Raw genomic sequence first — 21,365 nt, 5'->3', positions numbered from 1 at the left:
TAGGGCGCATTATTGGGAAAAATCTAATTTGCATAGGCAGAAAAAATTTTTGAACTATGTTTTCTCCCTTTTCTAAATCCATATTTATTAGTGCAGCCACATTATTTGCCGCCCTGTGGCAACAGGCACAGGCGCAGGAAACATTTGACCCTAAGCTGCTGAAAAACGATCGTTTTTCACTGGCGTGTTATAAGGTGAAGAACGGCCATGAAACCCCTATCGGTACTTTGACTGTCGGTCTGCAGGCTGCGGGTGGCCAGCTTTCGGTGACCGCTGTCACCGCTTTTACCGGAATGGAAGCCTGGAAAGATACCGTTGTATCGGACCTGAAATCTTTGAGGCCTGTCTACCGCTCGTCGCACAACAGTATGCGAGACATGATACTGCACTTCGGTAATGATGTTACCGGTTATCATGTAGATAAGAAAACCAGCCGGACGAGCGAGATCAATGAAGCAGGAGACCGGTTTTGCGTTGACAGTTACATCTACCCATTCCTGTTGTCAACGCTGCCGCTGAGTTCCGGTTACCAGACTGATTTTCCGGTGTACGACTACAAGCCTTCGAACACCGATAGCGTGAAAATAGCTGTTGTAAAGGAAGTGAAGAACAGTGTCTATGTAAGTAAGATCACCGGGAATCATGATGTATGGGAAGTCACCGTACACGAACCTTCCACCGGTGAGAAATCGGTTTCCTATAGCGACAAAAAGACCCGTCACCTCTGGCAGGTAGATGTGTTCAGTAAAGGATTGCAGGTGAAGATGGTCGATACTGAGTCATCGTTCGCTGCTGTAAATGTTCCTTTCGATAAAGCGGTGACCCTGCAAATGATCAATGGTGGTAAGGCCACCATTTCCGGCCAGGTGTTTGCCCGTAGCCACTCGCAAAGCAAGCATATTATTGCCAAAGTACAGTTGGTGAATTGGGACCCAAAGCAGGTTGCGCGCCGTGGGACTTAGATTTTACTTATCCCGTACACTGAATACTTTAAGGAATGGGTCAAGGTAAACGAATCGCAGCGGAAGAAAGGCCGCGGAGGTGTCGCTCTTTCGGATGAAGCGGCGGAATGTATCAAAACCACTATTGTATACGATAATGTCGGCCACTTTGAATTTGTGAACCTGATGCCCGGCGAGTACCTGCTATTCACAGAGTTCAGCTTTGTACACACCTACAGCCAGACCGAGGTGGTGGGGTACACAGATCACTATATCAACGGCATGTTCCAATATTCTTCTGCCAATACTGTCAACAATAGCTATAGCACCGGTGCAGGGGCAAGCATTCAAAGAGTAGTGACCGTGAGCAAGCCTGGTGAGAAAGTGGAGGTGAAACTGAAGAAGACGAGGCAGTAAATCTACTGGTTTACCAGTAGAGATTCCACCGTCGAAAAGCCTACTTTTGTGTTGTCAGATAAATTATCAGGACTATGTTTTCTCCATTACGTAACTCAATATTCATTGCCGCCACTACATTGCTTGCGGCTATTTCAGGAGGCGCCAACGCCCAGAGTAAGTTCGACGCCAAGCTGCTGAAGAACGGTAAATACACCTTGGCTTGTTTTATGACCAACGAGGGGCGTGAACAGGCGATCGGTACTTTCACCTTCAATGTTAATGCCACCAACGATAAGCTGTCGCTGACAGTTGTCACCGCCCTTGCAGGGCTGGAAGCGTGGAAAGACACGGCGGTAACCGATCTGAATACCTTCAAGCCGATCTATCTGGCTTCGCACAACACTATGAAAGATATGGTGGTGAACTTCGGCCCTAACATCACCGGCTATCATATCGACAAAAAAACAGGTCAGAAAAAAGTGATCAAAGAAGCAGGAGTTCCCTCTTTCGTAGACAGTTACTCCTATCCTTTCCTGGTGTCAACGCTGCCGCTGACTTCCGGTTATAAGACTGACCTGTCGGTGTTTGAATACAAGCCTACCAACACCGACAATATGAAAAAGATCGTGGTAGATGAGGTGAGAAACAACACGTACGTTAGTAAGTTCACCGGTAAACATGATGTATGGGAGGTCTCCGCGGTAGAACCAGCCACCGGTGATAAAATGGTTTACCTCATCGATAAAAAGACCCGCCGCCTCTGGCAGCTGGAAGAATGGGCCAACGGTCAGCATATCCGGATGGTAGATATGGAGACAGACTTCAACTCTATCAAAGCGCCTTTCGATAAAGTAGCCACCATGAAAATGGTGAAAGGTGGCGACGCCATCATCTCCGGACAGGTATTTGCCCGTGACTTCAATGATAACGGAACTATATGGGCCAAGATGCAGGTGATGAATATCCAGGCCAAGCAGGTTGCTCCTAAAGGCACCCAGGTGATCCTCATCCCGTACAACGATTACTTTAAAGAATGGATCAAGGTCAACGAATCCCAGCGGAAGAAAGGCCGGGAAGGTATAGCGCTTTCCGATGAAGCGGCCGAATGTATCAAAACTACCCAGGTATACGACGATGCCGGTCACTTTGAATTTGTGAACCTGATGCCCGGAGAATACCTGCTGTACACAGAGTTCGGCTATTCACACTCCTATAGCCAGAATGAAGTGGTTGGGTACACAGACCACTATATCAACGGCATGTTCCAGGGCACCAGCGCCAACACCGTTACCCGGAACTATAGCACCGGCGCCGGCGCCACCGTGAAGAAAGTGGTGACCGTGAGCAAACCCGGAGAGAAAGTGGAAGTGAAATTGAAGAAGACGAGGGCGTAAATAACACGCTACTTATATATTTAAAGGCTTTTAGCATTTATGTTGAAAGCCTTTTACTTTTAAAGTTGCTGATTTATGCTAACAATCGATTCGTAAGTTGAACATCTACCTACACCCATCTCTCCACCATCGCCAACCCTACCACCGCCATTACGCCATAATCCTTAAACTCGCTCCGCATCACCTGCAGCGCTTTCCCCATATGCTTCTCCACGGCTTTCACGGAGATGCCTAAACGCTCTGCTATTTCCTTATAGGACAGTTCATCTCTCCTGCTCAGTAAAAATATCTCCCGGCTGCGTTCCGACAGCCTGTCCAGCGCTTCGCCGAAACGTTTCTCCAGCAGCTGCAGGTCGTAGTTGCAGGGGCTTTCGGTGGCTTCAGGAACGGATAACTGTTGATGGTGCTGTTCATGGATAAGGGAGTTCCGCAGTTCGTTGAGGATGCGGTTGCGCAGGGCGCTGTGGAGGTAGGCGCGCAGGTTGATGATTTCGCTCAGGGAGGAGCGTTTGCGGTACAGGGTGAGGAATACTTCCTGTAGCAGGTCTTCCAGCAAATGCGGCACGGGCAGCTTTTTGAAGGCGGCCAGGTATAGTACACGGGCATGGCGGTCGTACAACGTTTTAAAGGCGTTGTTATCGTCGTGTGCCAGCAGGACTATCAGTTCGTGGTCGGATAAGGTGGAATACTCGATCATTCGGGGCAAAAGTTAAAAAAATTAAGGCGATGTTGATACTATCTCCCTAAAAAAGACAAAAGAAGGGGGTAGGGTGGGTAAAAAGTTATGTGTCTTATATAGGCATGCAACCAGATACAACCGATCGGCAGCTGTTGGAGCTGCTGGATAAATACCTGAAGGGGGACTGTACAGAACAGGAACGGCAGCTGCTGGAGTCCTGGTACGAGGCCTATGAATCCCGGCTGGCGGGCGACGGCCCGGCGGAGGTGCCGGCGCTGTACGACGGTATGGTAGCGCAGCTGCAGGCCGAAAAGACGTGGGTGGCGCCGGTTAAAAAGATGCGTACCTGGTGGAAAGCCGCGGCCGCGGTGCTGGTATTGATCGCCGGCGCTACGCTGGCGTGGGTGATATGGCCTTCCGGGATGCAGGAGGTACGCACCCTGGCAGGGCATCACCGGCAGGTGACCCTCCCCGACGGTACGAAGGTATGGCTCAATGTGAGCAGTAGCCTGAAATACAGCAACGGTATGAAAAATGGTCAACGCGACGTGTACCTGGAAGGCGAAGGCTATTTCGATGTGGCGACTAACGACCTCCACCCTTTTATCATCCATACGAAAGATATTACCGTTAAGGTGCTGGGCACCCGGTTCAACCTGAAAGCCTATAACGGGGAATCGCTGGAAACAGCCCTCCTGCAGGGCAAAGTGGCGGTGAGCCTGAACAGCCTGCCGGAAAAATCGCTGCAGCTGGCGCCGCAACAGAAACTGACGCTGACCCGTAAAGCAGACGCGGAACAGGCTTCCGGGGAAGACTGGGGCGAGTTCATCGCGGAGGTGCAGCCGATCCGGCGGGAAGGCGAAACAGAGACCGGCTGGCAGAAAGACAAACTGGAATTCCACAATAAATCATTTTCCGAACTGGCGCGGATTATGGAAAGATGGTACGGCAAAACCATCCTGATAAAAAATGCATCGCTCAACAGCAACCGGTTCAACGGCACCTTCCGCCGGGAAGACGTGACCCGCGCACTGAAAGCCCTGCAGCTGACAGCCGACTTTAACTATAAAATCAAGGGAGATACAGTAATCATTTATAAATAATCAACCAAAAAGAACAGAACAATGCCAATATCCACGACTATTCCACAACCGGGCTAACAGGGCCCCTATACACCAATAGAAAAGGGAAGTGCGGCTACACTCCCCCTTTTGCCGTCAAACATGGAATGAAACAACATTTTCCGTGCGGGAAGTCATGTGTTTCAAATTGTCTAACATTCAAATCAAATGTATGAAAAAAAAGCTGTGTCCACAACCAGCCATTCCCCGGTCTTTATTGAGAAAAACACTATTGTGTATGAAGCTTTGCCTGTTACTGATGACTGCTTTTGTCCTGCAATTGCGTGCGGCAGTTTATTCACAAACCCGTTTTTCCATCAACAGCAAACAGATGGAAATGCGCCGGCTGCTCGAATGGATCGAAACCAAAAGCAGCTACCGCTTTCTATATAACTTTAAAACATTTCCGGCCACGGATAAAGTTGATGTGAACTTCGATAACGCCACGCTGCCGGCCATCCTCGATGGAGTGCTGCAAAAATCCTATACCTACCGCATCCTGGAAGACAACCTCGTGGTCATCTCCCCCGCTGAAAAACAACAGGATATCACCGTAAAAGGGAAAGTAGTGGGCAACAACGGTGTAGAGCTGATAGGCGTGAGCATCCAGCTCAAAGGGACCAGCCGCGGCACCGCCACCGACGAACACGGTAACTTCTCCATCAACACCCCCGCCAACGGGGTGCTGATCATCTCCTACGTGGGATATGCCTCCCAGGAAGTGCCTGTCAACGGAAAAACAACACTCAGCACCATCACCCTGAAAGCCTCCGACGCTGGCCTTAATGAAGTGGTGGTACTGGGTTACGGCCAGAAACAGATACGGCAAAGCGTTACTGGCGCCATCAGCAGCATACAGACCAAAGAGCTGAAACAAAGCCCGGTAGCCAACCTGACCAACGCGCTGGCAGGACGCCTGCCCGGCCTCATCACAGCCCAACGCTCCGGCCGCCCCGGCTCCGACTACTCCCAGCTGTTCATCCGCGGTATCAACACCACCGGCGCCACCAACCCGCTGATCGTGATCGACGGCCTCCCCCGCGGTAACGCCGACCTCGGCCAGCTGGACGCCAACGAAATAGAATCCGTGACTATCCTGAAAGACGCCTCCTCTACCGCCCTATACGGTATCCAGGGGGCCAACGGTATTGTGCTCGTGACCACCAAACGCGGTCAGGACGGCCCTCCCAACATACAGATCAACGGACAATACGCCCTGCAACAGCCGACCACTTTCCCCCGCTTCCTGGACTCCTACCGCTCCGGCCTCCTGCAAAACGAAGCGGCCAAAAACGACGGAATGCTGCCGGTATGGTCCGACCAGCAACTGGAATACTTCCGCACCGGCCTCAAGCCCTATGACTATCCCAATACCGACTGGTACAACGAATTGATCAGGAACTTCTCCCCGCAGAAAACCCTGAATATGAATATCAGCGGCGGCTCCAAATATGTACGGTACTTCGTGTCCGGCTCTTACCTCCGCCAGGAGCCTCTCTATAAACACGCCAACGAAAACATTTACGGTATCAAATACAAATACGATCGCTTTAACTTCCGCTCCAACGTGGACATCACCCTGGATAAAAATACGGACCTGCAGGTGGACCTGGCCTCCCGCCTCGAAAACCGCACCGGTCCCTCCTCTGACAGGGCCGATTTTGAATTCCTCTGGGTGGTACTGTCACAGATGACCAACAACCTTACGCCGGTAAAAAATCCTGATGGCAGCATCGCCTCCGGCAATATGCGGGAAGATTTCTACAACCCTTACGGCATGCTCACCCGCAACGGCTATCTGGACGCTTACTGGCACAGTACCAACGGTAGTGTGGCGCTCACCCGTAAACTGGATTTTATCACACCCGGTCTGAAAGTAAAAGGTCTCTTTACCTTCGAAAACTACGGCAGCATCAACGTGGCGTTTGACCAGGAATTTGATTCCTACCGCTATAAAACCGTTCCCGGCACCGGCGGCGGCACCTACTCGCAACACCGCGCTGCTACCAGCCTGCAACGCTCCGGCGCCACCAGCGGCGAACGTTACTACTATTACGATGTGAAACTGATGTACGACCGTGACTTCGCCAAACATTCACTGGGCGGCCTGCTGCTGTTCAACCGCAACTACCGCTCCCAGTCCGGCGACCTGCCAAGGGTATACGAAGGCTACGTCGGCCGCTTAACCTACAACTACGATAAAAAATACTATCTCGAATTCAACGCCGGCTACAACGGCTCGGAGAACTTCCCTCCCGGCCGCCGTTATGGCTTCTTCCCCGCGGTGTCTGCGGCATGGATGGTCAGCAACGAGCGCTTCATGCCTAAAGACGGCGCCCTCAGCTACCTGAAGCTGCGTTTCTCGCACGGTTATGTGGGTAACGACCTGGTGGGCAACGGCCGCTGGCTCTATATCTCCGATTTTGCGAAAACCGGCGGCTTTACTTTCGGCAGCGTAGCCTCCGGCGTAGGCGGCTATGTGGAAAACAGGATCGGGAATACCGCCATCACCTGGGAAAAAGCTTCTAAAACAGATCTGGGTATAGAAACAGGCTTCCTCAAAGACAAGATAAAACTGAACATGGACGTGTTCCGTGAGCTGCGCAGCGATATCCTTACACAGGCCGGCTCCATACCTGCTTACCTCGGTATCACGGCGGCGCTCAACCGTAACCTGGGCCGTGTGGTCAACAGAGGCGTGGAAGTAGAACTGAACGTAAACACCAATATCCGGCAGGTGGGCGTTTTCGCAAAAGCCAACTATCAGTACGTAAAAAACAAAATACTGGAAATGGATGAACCCAAGCTGGCTTACGCTTACCAGAGCCAGGTAGGTAATCCTATCGGCTATGGCCTGGGATATATTGCAGAAGGCCTCTTCCAGAGCAAAGACGAAATCGCTAAAAGCGCCAAACAGACCTTTGCCCCGCTGATACCGGGAGATATTAAATATAAAGACATCGATAACAACGGTATCATTAATGAAGCAGACCGTGTGATGCTGCCCATGCTGAACGTGCCTACCGGCTACTTCGGCGTTACATTGGGAGTAGATTACAAAGGCCTGGATGTCAGTGTGCTGTTCCAGGGCGCTACGGGCGGCCGCCAGATGTACTCCGCGCAGCTGGTGTACAACTACCGCGAAAGCTACCGTCCTATCCACGAAGGCCGCTGGACACCGGAGACAGCGGACAAGGCTACTTTCCCCGCCTTGCACCTCGTTGAAAGCAATATGTCCAACAACTTCATCAGCTCTTCCTACTGGATCAGGAAAACCGATTATATCAAGCTGAAAAATCTGGAGATCGGCTACCGGCTGCCGCGTGAATGGGTGAAGAGAGTCAAGCTGAAAAGTGCGCGTATATACGTGAACGGTATGAACCTGGTCAGCTGGGACAATGTCAAGGACCTGGGCGTGGACCCCGAGGCCAATACGGCAGACCGCTGGGGATGGCAGCCCTACCCTATCATGCGCATCTATAACGCCGGTATTACCATCAACCTTTAAACCACGATCATGAAACTAACAGTGAAAATTAGAACAGGTATACTGTCAGCGCTGATACTATGTTTCTGCGCCTGCAAGAAAAATTACCTCGACAGGAAACCCAGTGACCTGATCACGGAGGAAGAGGTGTTTAAAAATATTGAGAATGCGGAACGCTTTGTAAATACCACCTACCAAAGCTTGCCCGATATGTTTCAGCCCTGGGGATGGCCGCTGAGCAGCGCCACGGATGAAACCAACCAGGCCATCGACAATTCCAGCGCCGACGCGGGAAGTTTTAATACTGGCTCCATGAGCCCGTCCAACTTCCCGCTCGCCGGGCAGTGGACCGAGTACTACGGAAAAATACGCGCTTGTAACATTTTCCTGAAGAATTACGATAAGGTTCCTAATGATCCTACTTATCCCGACCGCCGCTCCCGTTTGAAAGGAGAAATACTGGTACTGCGGGCTTTTTATTATTTCCAGCTGGTCATCCGCTGGGGAGACGTGCCGCTGCTGGCACAGGTAGAAAACCCATTCGATAACCCGGAGGGCATCTACTTTAAACGTAACAGTATCTCCGATGTGCTGGGAGCGGTTGTTAAAGACCTGGATGAAGCCATGACCCTGCTGCCGCCTACCTATGCGGAGCGCCCCAACAACTGGGGAAGGGCCTCCCGGGTGATAGCACTGTCGCTGAAAGGCCGCGCCCTGCTGTACTTCGCCAGCCCATTGTACAACCCAACGAATGATCAGAACCGCTGGACGCAGGCGGCCAACGCCTGTAAAGCAGCGCTGGACTCTGCGCTTAACAATGGCTATGCGCTGAATGATAACTACGGCGAGATTTTTACGCAGTATTTCAACAAAGAAGTGATCTGGAGCAGACCTGCGCCCTCCGCCTATGGCGACGGCGGCATAGATCGGGAAATGAACCCCCGCGGGGCCAACGGCTACGGTAACGTAAACCCCATACAGGAGCTGGTAGATGACTACGAGATGGAAAGTACGGGGCTGCCGATCACCGACCCTGCTTCCGGCTACAACCCGCAACGCCCCTACGATGGCCGCGATAAGCGCTTTTATGCTACTATCCTGTATCCGGGATGTATGTGGAAAGGCCGCCCGCTGAACCCGAACGGTGAAGATGTGCCCCGTCCGGGCCAGAATGCTACCGGCTACTGGCCCCGCAAATATCTGCTGGAAGGAGTGAATCTCTTCTCCAATACCGGCGCCACCGACCGCAAATGGGTGCTCATCCGCACTGCGGAACTGTACCTCAACTATGCGGAAGCACAGAATGAAGTGTCGGGGCCGGGGGCGGACGTATACAACGCCCTCAATGCTGTCAGAGGGCGTGCCGGCATCCCGGCAGTCAACAGCGGAACGAAAGAATCCCTGCGTGCACGTATCCGGCATGAAAGAAGGATAGAGCTGGCGCTGGAAGCCCATCGCTTCTGGGACGTACGCCGCTGGAAAATAGCGGAAGTGACAGACAACCGTGAAATACACGGTGTGACGGTCACCGGCAGCGGTAACGTGACCTACAGCTACCCCGTGGTGGAAAAGCGGGTCTTCGATCCTAAACGCGCCTACTGGTTGCCCGTTCCCCAAGCGGAAATGGACAAAGTGAGCGGCCGTAATCCGGAGTTTGTTCAGAACCCAGGCTGGTGATAAAGGCTTCATCCCAAAAACTAAGACAACATGAAACACATCCGATATTATCTGTTGCTGCTGGGCGTACTGGTATTCAACAGCTGTAAAAAAGACAAAGCATTTGAACATGATGCTTCGTCGCCGATCGTCATTGATAAATTTACACCCGCTTCCGGCGGAGCCGGCACGGAAGTGCTCATCTATGGCAGCAACTTCAGCCTGGACACCAGTCGTGTGTCCGTTACCGTTAATGGCGTGAAGGCATTCGTGGAAGGTGTGGTGGAAGACCGTATCCTGGTGGTTATCCCCCGCAAAGCGGGTACGGGTAAGCTAGTGGTTACTATTGACGGAAAAGCCGGCACCAGCAAAGAGGATTTTAACTACCAGACATCCTACGTGGTAAGCACTCTTGCGGGCAACGGCTCTGCAGGATATGCCGACGGTAAAGGCACTGCGGCCGCTTTTAACTTCGGCAACCGTTGCGGCCTCGATATCGACGCTGATGGTAACCTCTATGTAGCGGAAGCGGAAAACCGCCGTATCCGTAAAATAGCGCCCGACGGCACTGTTACCACTCTCGCCGGCAGCGGCAGGAACGAATACGCAGAAGGCAAAGGCTCCGCGGCTTCTTTTTTCCTCCCGATGGACGTAGTAGTGGATAAAGACGGTAATATTTTCACCTCCGACCCCGCCGCCTGGACGCTGCGTAAAATAACGCCCGACGGCACCACTTCCCTCGTAGGGTGGTTTGAAGCCTGGGGGATCGGCATCGATAAAAGAGACGGCACCATCTACTACACCGACGCCCGCAGCAATGGCAGCGTTTTCAAGGTGAAACCCGATGGCAGCGCCGATCAGATCATTACAGGGCTCTCCTATCCTTCCGACGTGGCAGTGGACAGTAAGGGCAACCTCTTCGTGGTGGTAAACGGCAACTCCGTTATCCAGGAATATAAATACGGTACCTGGGAAAAAGGCGTGACCATCGGTCAGTCCGGTGTGACCGGCCTGGTAAACGGCGCTGCCAGCGCCGCTACCTTCGAATATCCCTGGATGATAGCCACCGATGCGCATGACAACCTCTTTATAGCCGGCAACGGCACCTGGGACGGGTCTTCCGTTAATACCAACCAGTGTATCCGCTTCGTTGCCGCCGGTACCTGGCAGGTGAGCACTTACACCGGTGGCAGCACCGCCGGCTTTGCAGACGGCACCGGCGCAGCAGCCTTGTTTTACGCCCCTACCGGCGTAACAGTAGGAAAAGACGGCACCGTATACGTAGTAGACAGAAGAAACAACCGCGTCAGAAAAGTAATCGCAGAATAATGAGACAAAGACTTTTAAAATGGATGTTATTATGCGGAGGCATGGCGATCGCCATGCAACTCCATGCGCAGGACTATCGCTCTTTTAAATGGAACGAGCTGCCAATAAGAGGCCTGATGCTGAGTGTGCCGAATAAACAGGACATACCGTTACTGTGTGATTTTATCAGGAAAGCGCTGCCGAAAGAAGGAGTGAATACGCTGGCCCTGCGGATCGAATTCTGGTACCAGTACGAATCACATCCCGAACTGGCAGAACCCAACGCTATCAGTAAAGAAGGCTTGTTACAGATTGTACAGGCCTGCCGCGATGCAAAAATCCGCTTCATTCCCATGATGAACCTGCTCGCCCATCAGAGCGAGCAAACGGAGATCGGCCCTTTGCTGAAACACTATCCGCAGTTTGACGAGTCGCCGGATTACAATCCACCGGTGCCCTGGAAAAACGGTGGCATGTTTGATTTCTACAGCAAATGCCTTTGTCCCGCACATCCCGATCTGCCGAAAATCCTGTTCCCCGTTATGGACGAACTGATTGACGTATGCGGCGCCGACGCCCTGCATGTGGGACTGGACGAAGCCTGGATCATCGGTTATGATAAATGCCCCCGTTGTGGCGGCCGCGACAAATCTGAAATATTAGCGGAATACATTCGCTTGCTGCACGCACACTTAAAGCAAAAAGGTTGCGAAATGTGGATGTGGAGCGACCGGCTGATAGATGGTAAAACCACGAATCTGCTGGCCTGGCAGGCAAGTATGAACGACACACACCGTGCTATCGATCATATCCCGAAAGATATTGTGATCACGGACTGGAAATATGAAAGCGCGCCTCCTACCCCGGCGTACTTTGCGCTGAAAGGGTTTAATGTGCTGGCCAGCGCCTGCGCCAAAACAGACGTAGCGCTTGCACAGCTGGATCAGATACTGGCCGGCCGCAAAGACGGTACCCGCGCGGATTTCGCGCTGCCTGTGGCAGAGCGGATGAAGGGCGTTTTTGAAACGATGTGGGTTAATACCGCAGAGTTTATCAATGCTTATTATGGCAAGGGTGAATTCCGGCCCGGCACAAAAGATAATGCGGACACTTTTAAGGCGTTGTTTAAAAGTATCCGGGAAGCCGCTAAACGTTAACCATAACCGTGGAATTCTCTGAATACGGGGCGCTCTTTTCTAAGGGCGCCCCGCTTGTATTAAGAAGTGAAGGCTTGCACCAGTACCATGGTGCAGTTGCGAACGGCTTTTAAACGAATGGCTTTCAGTGGCTGATATTCCGGGTCCTGGTAGCATTGAAGCGCTGCTTCGGGCGAAGGGAACCGGATGATGGCGTTCATCATGCGGGGACTGCCTTCCACGGCCACACCGGCCAGGTCCGAGGCCACTACCGAAGCGCCGTATTTTTCCAGCAACGCCATTACCGCCGGTGGGTATTGGCTGAAAAGCTCCATGTCTACAATGTCGTAACTGTTAATGTAATAGGCTGCTGCCATGGGCATAAAATTTAAAAGGTGTATTCCGGAGGTGTGATGCCTTTACAGCGCAGATAAGTAGTAGCCTGGCCACGATGGTGCGCAATATGGTCCAGCGTGGCGTACACGCCGTGAATGACTTTTTCATCCGTGTCCGCTTTCTCTATGCTCTTTTGTAAGATGTCAAAGCTTTTGGTCAGATACGCCTGTGTGGCGGCGGCTGTTTTGGTAGCTGCGGGCGGGTTCCAGTCGGCCGGCTGCTGCCGGATGTAGTTTTCATTCCACCAAAGAATGCCGTAGCCTATATGATGCAGCAGGTCATTAAAGCTCCAGACGGCGGTGTCCGGTTTAAAGGCATAGTCGGCTGCCGGCATGGCGGCGGCCACGCTCAGTGTATACTGACGGGCATTTTCCAGTGTGCTTAATAATTGTGTTTTCATAAACATAATAAGTTGTTTGATGACACAAAACTATCTCACCGGGTGGGGGGAGATTTAAGGAAAATTGCTGTTTTTTATCGCCGTGAATGGGAAGGGGATAGTCCGAATTGTTTTTTATAGGCAGCGGAGAAATGCTCGAGGCTGTTGAAGCCCGTATCAAAGGCAATATGTGTTACCGGCTGGTTGCTATGCCGCAGCTGAAGATGCGCTTCTTTCAATCTTACCTGCAGCAGGTAGTTATAGGGGGTGATGCCTGTCATCTGTTTGAACAGCCTGTTAAAATGAAATGGGCTGAGATGACCTACCGTGGCTAGTTGCGGAAGAGAGAGGTCGTCTGAAAAATGATCACTGATAAATGTTTTTACAGCAGCTATCAGGGGAAGATGATGGCGCTTATGTTTTTCTGTCAGCGGAGAGATGTTTTTATTTTGCCCGCGGGAGAGTACCAGTGAGAACAGTTCAAGCATCATTTGCTCCACCCACAGGCGGGGAAAATGTGGTTTTTGCAGTAAATGAAAGATACGGTGGTGCAGGTATTCCATTTCCGGGGTGGCCTTTACCAGTACGGCGTGCAGGTCCGGGTTTTTCAGAAACCAGGACAGCTCCCTGCCTTGTTCTTCCAGTTGCTCCGCGTGTACGGCGGGAAAAGAAAATATGGTGCATTGGTCCGGCATTTCATGCACATGCCCCACCCGGTGTTCGTATCCGGGTTTGCATACCAGGAACAAACCGTTGAAGGCGTCGAGGTCATTCCGGAACACTTTGAAAGTAAAATTACCCTGCCGGATAAAGGCAATGGAGAAGGTTTCCTGATGTTCCCAGGCAGACAACTTACACTGCTGGCACTGACACAGAAAATTGTGCACATGGCCAACAGGAGACTGATACATATTTTGTACGATAGCTTCCATATGGTTATCGGTAGCCTGTTACTGCAAAGGTAAACAATTGGCGTTTCCTTTGCGGCAGACTTTGGTTGGTGAATCATTAAAAAGGCAGCTGATTAAAAAGGTATTTCTTCGAGCGGGATCGTCACCTCGCTCAGAAAATAAACATCTTCCCTTTCCTCCGGCTCTTCCAGCCACAGCGGAAATTTTTCCGGCGTGGAAAAGTGTTGCTGTAATAACCGGGTGAGATGCTCGGAGGCCATGTGCGCCTCCTTCAGGATGGCCTCCTCTTCTGCCTGGCTGAGGAATGACTTCCGGCCTCTTTTGCCGGCCGCAGGGTGATGACATCTCATTTTGCGATAAAACGTAGGTTCACTCCAGTTACAGGCAGTACATACCATTTGCCGGAACCTTCCGCAAAAAATGTTGAAAACAGCGTAAACATCTCTGAGCAAATTTGGATCTGAAGTCATTTGGTTTTTGTTGTGGGTGAGGGAAAGAAGAAGCGGCACACCGGAAACAACGATCACATGATGCTGACAGCAAGATAATTCATCAATACGCAAAGGATTTGCGTGCTGTTATTTCCTCCGGAAAATAAGTAAAAGGAATCCTGACAATGTACGGTATATAAGCCTTCTGACAGTAAATATACAGCAGTGGCCCGCGAAAAAACTTTTTTTTCACGTAGTACTTTTTCGAGATTGCACCGACTCCCCCATCGTGCTGTATTTTACGTGAAACCCTTATCAGGAGATCTGAAAACCTTACATACGATAGCCTAGCATATAACCCGAACGCACATGTAATTCCCTTTTAGTTGAGCACTAGTTTTTATTAACCATTATCTTAACAAACAATCACTATGACACCAAAATCTACCAATGGTAGCGCAGCGCTCCGCTGTCTCGCATTCGTCTGTTGGCTGTTACTGTCGCTGTCGCCCGGGAGCTTTGCCCAGGTAAGCCCCACTGTTCCGGCCACCACGCAGCAACACAGCAAGCAGGTGATCGGTTACATCACCCAATGGGACGCCTGGAAAAATGTGGCAGGCACTGTTCCCTTAGGTGGTTACAACCACCTGAACGTGGATTACTCGCAGTACACCATCCTGAACTTTTCGTTCTTTGGCGTAGCGAATGACGGATCGCTGCACAGCGGTGACTACCGCAACAAAAACATTTACCAGGCTGGCGCCGTACAGGCTCCCGCCCCTATGGTCAATGAAGACATCTACAGCAGCTGGGACATGTACCTCCTGTACGGAGAACTGGAAGTGCTGTATTACATCCCGGACAACAGCTACGCCTACTCCCTCGGATACCGCAACGGCGGTAGCGGATGGACCAACGTGAACACCGGCAAAACAGGCGCCTTCCCGCTGTCTGTGCCCAAACAGGGCGGCGCTCCCGGCGTACTGGACCTGGCCCACCAGAAAGGGGTAAAAGTACTGGCTTCCATCGGCGGCTGGAGCATGTGTAAGCACTATCCCGAAGTAGCGGCAGATGCCACCAAAAGAGCCAAATTCGTGGCAGGCTGCCAGCAGCTGATCGCCATGGGCTTTGATGGAATCGACTTCGACTGGGAATACCCCAACGATGCGGGTATGAACATTGAACATTACAGCACCGCGGACTATACCAACTTCGCGATACTGCTGGAAGCAGTGAGAGCAGCCATCGGTCCCAACAAACTGATGACCAGCTGTTTCTCCCCTGCGCTCAACAAACTGCAGGGCTTTGACTGGCCACGCCTGAACAACGTCCTGAACTATTTCAACATGATGACGTATGACTACAACGGCGGCTGGTCCAACAAAGCCGGTCACAACTCCCCGCTGTACGAATACCCCGGCCAGGAATATGCCGGCTTCTCTCTCGACGCCACCACCAAAGGGCTGCGCGCACTGGGAGTTAACATGAGCAAAGTCAATCTCGGCGCACCTTTCTACGGCCGTGGCGTTATCACCAACGGTACCGCAGATCTGCATACGCCTACCGTGAAACGCGCTGAAACCGTACAGCCGGACGGCCCTATTCAAACCTGCGCCGACTATACCAACTGGACAAAGGATGTATGGGACGGTACGCCCAACTACAGTTATATCGTTAACACCACTGGCTCCGGCTCCGGCTGGACCGACCACTGGGACGATGTCGCCAAAGTGCCTTATAAAACAAAAGGCAATTTCTTCCTGAGCTATGACAACGAACGTTCCGTTGCCGCCAAAGCCCAGTACATCAAAGATAACAGCCTGGCAGGCGTGATCATCTGGCAGGTGTACGCTGACATGGTGAACATGACCAGCAGCACCGTCCCCAAAGGTAAACTCATCTACTGCCCCAATACCCGTTCCCCTTTGGTGAATAAAATCAATGAAGTATTCGCCACCGGCGGCAGCGGCACCAATGTGCCCCCCGTCGTTAGCATCACTGCTCCGGCCAACAACGCTACCTTCACCGCGCCTGCCAATATCACCTTGCAGGCTGCTGCCAGCGATACCGACGGCACCGTGATCAGGGTAGATTTCTATAATGGCGCTACCCTGCTGGGCAGAGACAGCACCGCTCCTTACAGCTATGCATGGAACGGCGTGCCGGCCGGCAACTACGCAGTTAAAGCCATTGCTACAGACAATAAAGGCGCCTCCACTACTTCCTCAGTGGTGAACCTGGTGGTGAACACTTCCGGCCCCGGTACACCAGACTCCGGTAAAGTGATTGTTGGTTACTGGCAGAACTGGGGATCTCCTTCGGACGCTTCTCCGTATATCCCTCTCCGTAATGTCAACCCGAAATACAACGTCATCGAAGTAGCGTTTGCGGTCAGCGGATCCGATCTGGCCACTATTTCCTTTGTACCTGAAAACGTAACACCGGCCGAGTTCCTGGCGGATGTACAATACCTGCAGTCACAAGGTAAAAAAGTACTCCTGTCACTCGGTGGTGAGACCGGTTCGCTGAACCTTTCCACCGCAGCGAAAAAACAGGCTTTTGTTACGTCTATGAAAGCATTGCTGGACCAGTACAACTTCGATGGCTTTGACCTGGACATTGAAGGAGGTACCAACCTGCAGCTGGACAACGGTGACAAAGACTTCACCAACCCCACCACCCCCAAAGTACAGAACCTGATAGCCGGGGTGAAAGAGGTCATCGCCTACCGCAAAGGCCAGGGCAAAAACTGCTGGCTCACCATGGCGCCCGAAACCTACTATGTGCAGACGGCCTATGGCTCTACCTATTCACCGCTGGTAGGCGCTTATCTGCCTATTATTTACGCTTTGCGTAATGAACTCACTTTCATCCAGACGCAATATTATAATACCGGCTCCGTCATGGGCCTCGATAACGGTGTATACAACCAGGGTACGCCAGATTTTATCGTGGCGCTGACAGAAATGCTGCTGAAAGGATTCCCGGTAGCGGGCACTACACAAACTTTCCCTGCATTGCGCCAGGACCAGGTGGCCTTTGGTATTCCGGCTACCTCCCGTGCCGCTGGCGGCGGTTATATCGCACCTGCCAATGTGAAAAAGGCACTGGACTATGTGATGAAAGGACAATCCTTCGGCGGTACTTACCAGCTGCGCAACGCAGCAGGCTACCCCGGGCTGCGCGGTATCATGACCTGGTCTGTGAACTGGGATAAATCCAATGGCGATGAATTCGCCAACAATTACTACGAATATTTCTTCGGTTCTTCACCGGTTAACAAACCGCCGGTGGTAAGCATTACTTCTCCTGCCAATAACGCGAACTTCACTGCCCCCGCTTCCGTGAACATACAGGCGGCAGCTTCCGACAGCGATGGCGTGGTGACCCGCGTAGCGTTTTATCAGGGCAGCACCCTGCTGGGTGTAGACAGCGTGGCGCCGTATGCGTGGGCCTGGAGCAATGTGGCAGCGGGCAATTACAGTCTTACTGCCAAAGCTACCGACAACAAAGGAGCTACTACCACTTCTGCTGTGGTGAACATCAGTGTAACAACAGGCGGCAACAAACCACCGGTAGTAAATATCACCTCTCCGGCCAACAACGCCACCTTCACCGCTCCGGCTACTGTGAACATACAGGCGGCAGCTTCCGACAGCGACGGCGTTATTAAACGCGTCGTTTTCTACCAGGGCAGCACCCAGCTGGGCGTAGACAGCGTGGCGCCGTACACCTGGACCTGGAGCAACGTGGCGGCAGGCACTTACAGCCTCACTGCAAGAGCGACTGATAACGGCGGCGCCACTACGACGTCTTCGGCTGTCAGCATTACCGTGAGCGGCGGCAATAGCTGTAATGGTATTCCGGCCTGGTCTCCCACCACTGCTTACAACGGTGGTGCTCAGGTATCGTATAACGGTAAAGTATACTCCGCAAAATGGTGGACACTGGGCGAACAGCCTGATATCAGCCTGGGCGACGGTAAACCGTGGAAGTATGTTCGTGATTGTACAGGAGCCGCTATGGCCGCTTCTCAGCCCGAACAGCTGATCGCCTACCCCAACCCGGTAGTGGGCCCCGATCTGCAGATACAGGTAGATGCTCCTGCCGGCGACAAGCTGCTGGTAGAAGTAATCGATCTGAAGGGCAGCGCACCGGTATTGCAACAGATACATACCGCTAATGCCAAAGGCACCATGCCTTTACGCGTAGATATGTCTAAAGTGCCGAATGGTACCTGGATCATCCGGGTTACCAGCCAGCAAAGCAGAAAAATCTGGCGTAGCAAGGTCGTGAAACTGTAATCACGTAATTGCTCGCAGGCTCGCGGTGTTCTCGCAAAGTCGCAGAGCAGCAAAGAACGCAAAGATTTTTAAGATTAAATAAGAAAGCAAAGGGCGGAGATCAAATTTGATCTCCGCCCTTTGCTTTCTTAGCTCGCTTATAATTATTCTTTGCGTTCTTTGCTGCTCTGCGACTTTGCGAGAACCCCCGCGTGAAAAAAGGCCCCCCGGAAAATCCGGGGGTGCCGTTCTTTTCTCATAAACCCACGTTAAGAAGCTCGTTACTGTTGGCAAAGGTGGCCACTTGTACCGGACAGCTTTCAGCCGGTATAAATGATCCCTGCGGATCAAACCGGGATATGGGTGACAAAAAAGAAAAAGGACCTGAGTCTGCACTCGTGGAATTACCGTTGACGGTTATACGCTGTTTGCTGTCAAATCCGTGAAGGATCAGCTTGATGTGATGAAACTGGCTGCTGTAGCTGCCCTGTGGCTTTTGCAGTGTCAGCGTTCGCTGTACAGGATCATAGGTGATGGTCCTTTCATAGTAATCACCTTTTTCGTTGGCGAAGCTTTCACCATCATCCTCATAGTACACGAATGTATTAGGCTGATCGCCTTTATAGAGATGAAGGAAAAGCGTGTCTGCAGGTTTTTCCCGTGTTGACTGCACCAGTGATTGCATCGGCACAATGCTGCTTTCTTTTACATATACCGGTAAGGTTTTGATATTGAGGGGAGTAATGACGTCCTGGCCGCCCATGGTGACAGCGTCTGTATAGAGATTGTACCATTTCCCTTTGGGGAAATAAATACTGCCGAATTCTTTTGTGCTCTCAAACGGAGCGATCATATACGCGTCGCCAAACTGGTACTGGTTTTGGAAGCGGGTGTCGTACACCTGCGGATCGAACGTGTTTTGAAGGGCCAGTGTGCGCATTACGGGCATGCCCGTACGACTGGCGGTGTACAGTGTGCTGTAGAGGTAAGGCAGCAGGTGGTACCGCAGGTTTACATAGTTGCGGGTGATCTCCAGCGCCTCTTCCCCGAACGCCCATGGCTCTGCTGATTTCGTATTGACGCCGGTATGATTCCTGAAGTAGGGAATAAAAGCGCCGATCTGCATCCAGCGGGTGTAAAGACTAACAGAAGGGTTGCCGGTAAAGCCGCCTACATCCATGCCGGAGAAAGGAAAGCCGCTCACACCCAGGCTGTTCAGTAACCGTACGCCCAGCAGCATGTGGTCTTCTTCCGCCCGGTTGTCTCCGGTCCAGATAGCGCTGTAGCGCTGGCTGCCGGAGTAGGCAGCGCGTGTTAACAGGAACGGCCTTTTTTGCAGGGCTTCGCGGGCGCCTTCATAGCTGGCACGCACCATTTGCAGTCCGTAGATGTTATGTGCCTGCTGGTGGGTGACCGGATGTCCTTCGTAGTCGAAGAGCACATTGTTGGGCATTTTCTGTCCCCAGGTGGCAATTTCGTTCATATCGTTCCATATGCCGCTCACACCGTCGCGGATATACGATTTCACCTGGCCTTTCCACCAGCTGCGGCCTTTCTCACTTGTGAAGTCTGGAAAGTGGCACCAGCCGGGCCATACCTGCCCGGTATAGTTTTGCCCGTCGCTGTATTTGATAAAGATGTTTTCCCTTTTGCCATTTTCGTAGGCAGGGTAACCATCTTCCACTTTGATGCCCGGATCAACGATGACGGTTACACGAAATCCCATGTCTTTTAACCTGCCGGTAAGCTGTGACGGGTTGGGGAAGCGTTCTTTGTTCCAGGTGAACAGCTTATAGGCGTCCATATAGTGGATATCGAGGGTGATGCCGTCTGCAGGGATTTTCTTTTCGCGCAGGGTTTGTGCGATCCGGTATACCTCCGTGTCTGGATAGTAGCTGTAGCGGTTTTGCTGATAGCCGAGGCTCCATAACGGCGGCAGGGGCATACGGCCGGTGAGGCTGGTATAGGACCGGATGATGTTGGCCATCTGCGGATGATAAATGAAATAATAATTCATCTCTCCTCCCCTTGCGCCGAACGATGAAAAGCGGTTGTTGCTGGCCCCGAAATTAAAATCGCTCTGATAGCTGTTGTCGAAGAAAATACCGTAGTTCTGCCGGTGGTGGATACCGATGTAGAAGGGAATCGTGGCGTAGATAGGGTCCCTGTTCGTGGCGTAACCGAATACATCGGAATTCCAGTTCGTATAGCCTTCCCCTTTACGGTCCAGGTTACCTGTTTTTTCGCCCAGCCCGATGAACCGCTCGTGCTCCTGCATCTTTTTGTAGGTCGTTACTTCATCGCCGATCCAGGAAGTACCGAGGCCCGGTTCATCTTCGCTGATCACATCGCCCGAAGGGCTGAAAAAAGCAACAGCAAAAGGTGTTTTTTGTATCCGCATTTTTAGGGAATCGGTTACAATACTGATTTCGTTGCTGTTTTGGGTGATCTGTGCTTTGGTAGGCAACGGCTTGCTTACAACGGCATAAGAAAAATCGGCCTTTAGGGGCTGTTTGTCCATTCTCACGCGTACGATAGACGGACTGTATACCGTTACCTCCGCAAAAGCGTTGGCTGTTTTTATTTTTACCTGTTGACCGGAGATGCTGACGCTGGTGACATTACCTGCCGGCATCACGGGCGTCTGCGCAATGAGCGGAAGTTGAATCAGCGTGAAAAACAACAGCGAAAGGACCGGCAGCGGAATTTTGTTCATGATACTGATGATTTGATGAGACAATCCTCCCCCGGTACGCCTGGCAGGGCCGGGCGTTGCAGCGGGTAACAGGTAAAAAAGCCGGAGGATTTACCGGGAACAGCACCGGCGTGGCGCTGTTCCCGGCA

15 protein-coding genes are annotated in these 21,365 nt (G+C 52.1%); 9 read left to right on the top strand and 6 right to left on the bottom strand.

The genetic code is table 11. The annotated features are described in order from the left end of the window. The first annotated feature begins 56 nt into the window (after positions 1-56). The 3 genes from B5D63_RS14995 (at position 57) to B5D63_RS14985 (ending at position 2,734) form a co-directional block, all read left to right on the top strand. Positions 57-962 carry a DUF3108 domain-containing protein gene (locus tag B5D63_RS14995; protein WP_078669588.1) on the top strand — a complete coding sequence of 302 codons (906 nt, stop codon included), beginning with the start codon at positions 57-59 and terminating at the stop codon, positions 960-962. A gap of 156 nt (positions 963-1,118) precedes the next feature. Further along, positions 1,119-1,358: a hypothetical protein gene (locus tag B5D63_RS14990; protein WP_143312919.1), complete on the top strand. Its 240-nt coding sequence runs from the start codon at positions 1,119-1,121 to the stop codon at positions 1,356-1,358. A gap of 74 nt (positions 1,359-1,432) precedes the next feature. Continuing rightward, positions 1,433-2,734: a DUF3108 domain-containing protein gene (locus B5D63_RS14985; RefSeq protein ID WP_143312918.1), complete on the top strand. Its 1,302-nt coding sequence runs from the start codon at positions 1,433-1,435 to the stop codon at positions 2,732-2,734. Between the two features lie 109 nt (positions 2,735-2,843). Here B5D63_RS14985 and B5D63_RS14980 read toward each other — a convergent pair whose 3' ends face one another. Beyond that, a complete protein-coding gene (locus tag B5D63_RS14980; RefSeq protein WP_078669585.1) occupies positions 2,844-3,431 on the bottom strand; it encodes a sigma-70 family RNA polymerase sigma factor in 588 nt (195 codons plus the stop codon). A 104-nt stretch (positions 3,432-3,535) separates the two neighbouring features. On the opposite strand from B5D63_RS14980, the gene B5D63_RS14975 reads away from it, so the two are divergent. The 5 genes from B5D63_RS14975 to B5D63_RS14955 all read left to right on the top strand — a co-directional run bounded on the left by B5D63_RS14975 (position 3,536) and on the right by B5D63_RS14955 (position 12,142). Then, the gene (locus B5D63_RS14975; protein WP_078669584.1) at positions 3,536-4,516 is read left to right on the top strand and encodes a FecR family protein; all 981 of its coding nucleotides are present in this window, start codon (positions 3,536-3,538) and stop codon (positions 4,514-4,516) included. 190 nt (positions 4,517-4,706) lie between these two features. After that, positions 4,707-8,042 (top strand): SusC/RagA family TonB-linked outer membrane protein, encoded by a 3,336-nt coding sequence (locus B5D63_RS14970; RefSeq protein WP_235021545.1) that lies wholly within the window; start codon positions 4,707-4,709, stop codon positions 8,040-8,042. Between the two features lie 9 nt (positions 8,043-8,051). Further along, positions 8,052-9,698, top strand: coding sequence for a RagB/SusD family nutrient uptake outer membrane protein (locus B5D63_RS14965; RefSeq protein ID WP_078669582.1), 1,647 nt, complete (start codon positions 8,052-8,054; stop codon positions 9,696-9,698). Between the two features lie 30 nt (positions 9,699-9,728). After that, positions 9,729-11,006, top strand: coding sequence for an IPT/TIG domain-containing protein (locus B5D63_RS14960; RefSeq protein WP_078670332.1), 1,278 nt, complete (start codon positions 9,729-9,731; stop codon positions 11,004-11,006). Further along, positions 11,006-12,142 (top strand): family 20 glycosylhydrolase, encoded by a 1,137-nt coding sequence (locus B5D63_RS14955; RefSeq protein WP_078669581.1) that lies wholly within the window; start codon positions 11,006-11,008, stop codon positions 12,140-12,142. The genes B5D63_RS14960 and B5D63_RS14955 overlap by 1 nt, the downstream gene beginning before the upstream one ends. Before the next feature lie 59 nt (positions 12,143-12,201). Here B5D63_RS14955 and B5D63_RS14950 read toward each other — a convergent pair whose 3' ends face one another. The 4 genes from B5D63_RS14950 to B5D63_RS14935 all read right to left on the bottom strand — a co-directional run bounded on the left by B5D63_RS14950 (position 12,202) and on the right by B5D63_RS14935 (position 14,157). After that, complete coding sequence (locus B5D63_RS14950; protein WP_159456032.1) at positions 12,202-12,498, bottom strand: DUF1330 domain-containing protein; 297 nt, start codon at positions 12,496-12,498, stop codon at positions 12,202-12,204. 11 nt (positions 12,499-12,509) lie between these two features. Continuing rightward, positions 12,510-12,917, bottom strand: a complete 408-nt coding sequence (locus tag B5D63_RS14945) for a DinB family protein (protein WP_159456031.1) — start codon at positions 12,915-12,917, stop codon at positions 12,510-12,512. Positions 12,918-12,991: 74 nt separating this feature from the next. After that, positions 12,992-13,828 (bottom strand): AraC family transcriptional regulator, encoded by an 837-nt coding sequence (locus B5D63_RS14940; protein ID WP_078669578.1) that lies wholly within the window; start codon positions 13,826-13,828, stop codon positions 12,992-12,994. Between the two features lie 92 nt (positions 13,829-13,920). Next, on the bottom strand, positions 13,921-14,157 hold the full coding sequence (locus B5D63_RS14935) for a hypothetical protein (protein ID WP_078669577.1): 237 nt from the start codon (positions 14,155-14,157) through the stop codon (positions 13,921-13,923). A 512-nt stretch (positions 14,158-14,669) separates the two neighbouring features. Between B5D63_RS14935 and B5D63_RS14930 the strand changes: the two genes are divergently transcribed. Beyond that, complete coding sequence (locus tag B5D63_RS14930) at positions 14,670-18,542, top strand: glycosyl hydrolase family 18 protein (protein WP_078669576.1); 3,873 nt, start codon at positions 14,670-14,672, stop codon at positions 18,540-18,542. Positions 18,543-18,777: 235 nt separating this feature from the next. Here B5D63_RS14930 and B5D63_RS14925 read toward each other — a convergent pair whose 3' ends face one another. Next, positions 18,778-21,237, bottom strand: a complete 2,460-nt coding sequence (locus tag B5D63_RS14925; RefSeq protein ID WP_078669575.1) for a glycoside hydrolase family 31 protein — start codon at positions 21,235-21,237, stop codon at positions 18,778-18,780. Positions 21,238-21,365: the final 128 nt, after the last annotated feature.

Source organism: Chitinophaga eiseniae, from assembly GCF_900167135.1.
Lineage (GTDB): Bacteria > Bacteroidota > Bacteroidia > Chitinophagales > Chitinophagaceae > Chitinophaga > Chitinophaga eiseniae.
Note: the sequence above shows the minus strand (reverse complement) of the source record. Positions and strands in the feature narration are given on the sequence as shown.